This is a genomic window from Priestia sp. P5_B4 (assembly GCF_056400385.1).
Window position 1 is genome coordinate 1 of the sequence record NZ_JBFULJ010000461.1, and the last position, 3048, is coordinate 3048.

General features: G+C 39.0%; 5 protein-coding genes. All 5 read left to right on the forward strand.

Going from position 1 to position 3048, the window contains the following annotated elements; all coding sequences use genetic code 11:
• Window positions 1-489: phosphate propanoyltransferase (gene pduL / locus AC1DRF_RS21280; RefSeq protein WP_477741625.1), on the forward strand; the 489-nt coding region annotated here is incomplete at its 5' end.
• Window positions 486-1151 carry a hypothetical protein gene (locus AC1DRF_RS21285; protein ID WP_477741626.1) on the forward strand — a complete coding sequence of 222 codons (666 nt, stop codon included), beginning with the start codon at window positions 486-488 and terminating at the stop codon, window positions 1149-1151. The genes pduL and AC1DRF_RS21285, both read left to right, overlap by 4 nt.
• Window positions 1148-1432 (forward strand): EutN/CcmL family microcompartment protein, encoded by a 285-nt coding sequence (locus AC1DRF_RS21290; RefSeq protein ID WP_013058362.1) that lies wholly within the window; start codon window positions 1148-1150, stop codon window positions 1430-1432. Before AC1DRF_RS21285 ends, AC1DRF_RS21290 begins: the two co-directional genes overlap by 4 nt.
• On the forward strand, window positions 1425-1838 hold the full coding sequence (locus tag AC1DRF_RS21295) for a BMC domain-containing protein (protein WP_427075044.1): 414 nt from the start codon (window positions 1425-1427) through the stop codon (window positions 1836-1838). The genes AC1DRF_RS21290 and AC1DRF_RS21295 overlap by 8 nt, the downstream gene beginning before the upstream one ends.
• A 35-nt stretch (window positions 1839-1873) precedes the next feature.
• A complete protein-coding gene (gene mdh / locus AC1DRF_RS21300) occupies window positions 1874-2830 on the forward strand; it encodes a malate dehydrogenase (RefSeq protein ID WP_013058360.1) in 957 nt (318 codons plus the stop codon).
• Window positions 2831-3048: the final 218 nt, after the last annotated feature.

The window sequence follows — 3048 nt, forward strand, 5'->3', positions numbered from 1 at the left end:
AAATCAGACCTGTCTCAGCCTGGGCAATTTGCAGCTAATGAAACAGTTACTATTGTGGGATCTAAAGGAAGCATCGAAAAGGTGCGAGTCCTTGGTCCAGCAAGGAGTATAACTCAAGTGGAGGTCAGTAAAACAGATTCAATTAAACTTGGTTCTGTTCCTCCACTACGTGAGTCTGGAGATATAAAGAATTCAGAAGCAATTACATTAGTTGGACCAAAGGGTAGCATTTACAAGAAAGAAGGCTTAATCATTGCACGAGCTCATATTCATATGACGCCGGATGATGCTGAAGCTTATGGTGTAAAAAATGGTCAGTGTGTTCGCATTACCGCTCAAGGAGAAAGACCTACTACGCTCGAACGTGTATTAATTCGAGTTTCGCCAAAGTTTAAGCTTGAAATGCATATTGATACAGATGAAGCGAATGCTGGGCTAATTTCTACTGGAGCTACAGGGATTCTGTCTCTATACGAGGAAGCTTTATGAACAATCATGCTCTGATTGAACAAATTGTAGTAGAAGTTTTAAAACGATTAGATAAATCAGACAAGCAGCACCTAAACGTAAAGCCAAAGCTGCTGATCGTGAAAGAGTCGGCGGAAATTGATCCAATTCAAATCAAAAAGTTAGAAACAAGCTGGACACTGGTTTACAGCGATGACCAAAAAGAAAACCTTCCAAAAGATATACAAGGTATTTTATTTGCAGAAGCAAAGCAGGACCTGCTAGTAAAAGGGGCTCTTGGTATGACAGATACACTAGAAAGTTATCTTTTAGCTGAGGCTTTGCTAGAAGGAATTTCTGTTTCACTCATTCCTTCTGCAACTTTAGGAAACGTTTTGCTATCCAGTAATCAAAAAAAAACAGTAAACAATAAATATGCAGCACATTTAATCGCTTATAAAAATACATTAGAAAGCTTTGGAGTAAAAATCCAATCATTTGAGAGATTTTTGCGATCAGGCTTAAACAGGCGTTCTGTATCATTTACAGAACGAGTGCTRACCCAAAGACATGTGAAATTAGTAGAAGAAGAAAAAATTACTGTTTCACCTAAAACGATTATCACTCCTTTAGCGCGCGATACAGCAAGAGAATTAGGAAAAGAAATTTGCGTGATAGACGTAGAGGGAGCGGATGTTTTATGAAAATAGGGACAGTAATTGGCAACGTCTGGGCAACAAGAAAAGAAGATAACTTACGCGGTTTAAAGTTTTTAGTTGTTCAACCTGAACTTTTAAATAAATCGAATAACGACTCTTCTTTTATTGCAGTTGATCGTATTGGAGCCGGGATTGGTGATAAGGTAATGGTTACTCAAGGAAGTGCCGCAGCACATATGGCATCCGACACTCCATTACCCATTGATGCAATTATTATCGGGATTATAGATTCTGTTGATATAGAAAGAGGTGGAGAGAATGGCTAAAGCTCTTGGCATGATTGAAACAAGAGGCTTAATAGGTTCAATCGTCGCAGCGGATGCGATGTTAAAATCAGCTGATGTCCGCTTAGTGAAGCAGGAAAAAGTGGATGCAGCCCTTGTAACAGTGTTAGTTGAAGGTGATGTTAGTGCAGTACAAGCAGCTGTAGATATGGGAAAAGAAGAAGCGGCTCGCGTTGGAGAATTAGTGTCAGCGCATGTAATTCCCCATCCTGATGAAGAGGTTGGAAATAGCCTATTAAAAGATGAGAATAAAGAATCGCAGTTAAAGGAGACACCTAAAAACAATAAAGCGACTAAAAAATCATCTGCTGCTAAAACAAAATCCAGTATTCAATATAAAGCAAAAGCAGATTCTGCTGCTGTAGAAGAAGATCAAAAAGTAGAATAACATACATATAAACGACGGAGAACGGGGGATAAATCATGGCATTTAAGCGTAAAAAAATAGCTGTAATTGGAGCGGGATTTACAGGAGCCACAGCAGCATTAATGATGGCACAAAAAGAACTTGGAGACGTAGTATTAGTTGATATTCCTTCCCAGACTAACCCGACTAAAGGAAAAGCACTTGATATGTTAGAGGCAAGCCCAGTCCAAGGATTTGACGCTAATATTAAGGGAACATCTAGCTATGAGGACATTCAGGATGCAGATTTAGTATTAATTACTGCAGGACTGCCAAGAAAACCGGGAATGAGCCGTGATGACCTAGTCTCAACAAACGCAAAGATTATGAAAGAAGTATCGGAAAATGTAAAAAAGCATGCACCAAACAGTTATATTATTGTATTAAGTAATCCAGTTGATGCAATGACATACGTTTGTTATAAGACTACGGGGTTCCCTAAGAATAGAGTAATAGGCCAATCTGGTGTATTAGATACAGCCCGCTTTAATACATTTGTGGCTCAAGAATTAAATATCTCTGTTGAAGATGTATCAGGATTTGTTTTAGGGGGCCACGGAGATGATATGGTACCATTAGTTCGTTATTCGTATGCCGGAGGAATTCCACTTGATAAAATCATTTCACCTGAACGTATAGAAGCGATTGTAGAGCGAACCCGCAAAGGTGGAGGAGAAATCGTTAACCTGCTTGGAAATGGAAGTGCCTATTATGCTCCTGCTGCTTCTATGGTTCAAATGGCAGAAGCAATCCTAAAGGATAAGAAGCGAATTCTCCCTTCTGTAGCTTATCTAGAAGGGGAATATGGCTGTAATAACCTTTACCTAGGTGTACCCACAATCCTAGGAGGAGATGGAATTGAACATATCATTGAACTTCCTTTAACAGAAAAGGAAAATGAAGGGCTAAAACGTTCAATCGAATCCGTACAAAGCGTTATGGCTATCTTAGAGTCTTCAGAAGTATTCAGCTAAACCAGCCTTTAGTCAAAGCAAAACATAAAATAGCTTTTAAAACCCTTTAGCTGCTCGGGACTGCCCCCATGAAGTGAGACAAATAAAAAACGCCTTTAAGTTAAAAAACAGGTATGTAGTACCTAACAATAACCTAGAGGTGTTTTTTTTATGGGGGCAAGAGTGAGCTATCCAGTAGAAGTGAAATTAAAAGCAATTGAATTGAATCGTTTCATTCC

What these genes read in the sequence shown, in the direction of transcription:
- mdh (WP_013058360.1), top strand. Translation starts at nt 1,874, where the DNA reads ATGGCATTTAAGCGTAAAAAAATAGCTGTAATTGGAGCGGGATTTACA.
- AC1DRF_RS21295 (WP_427075044.1), top strand. Translation starts at nt 1,425, where the DNA reads ATGGCTAAAGCTCTTGGCATGATTGAAACAAGAGGCTTAATAGGTTCA.
- AC1DRF_RS21290 (WP_013058362.1), top strand. Translation starts at nt 1,148, where the DNA reads ATGAAAATAGGGACAGTAATTGGCAACGTCTGGGCAACAAGAAAAGAA.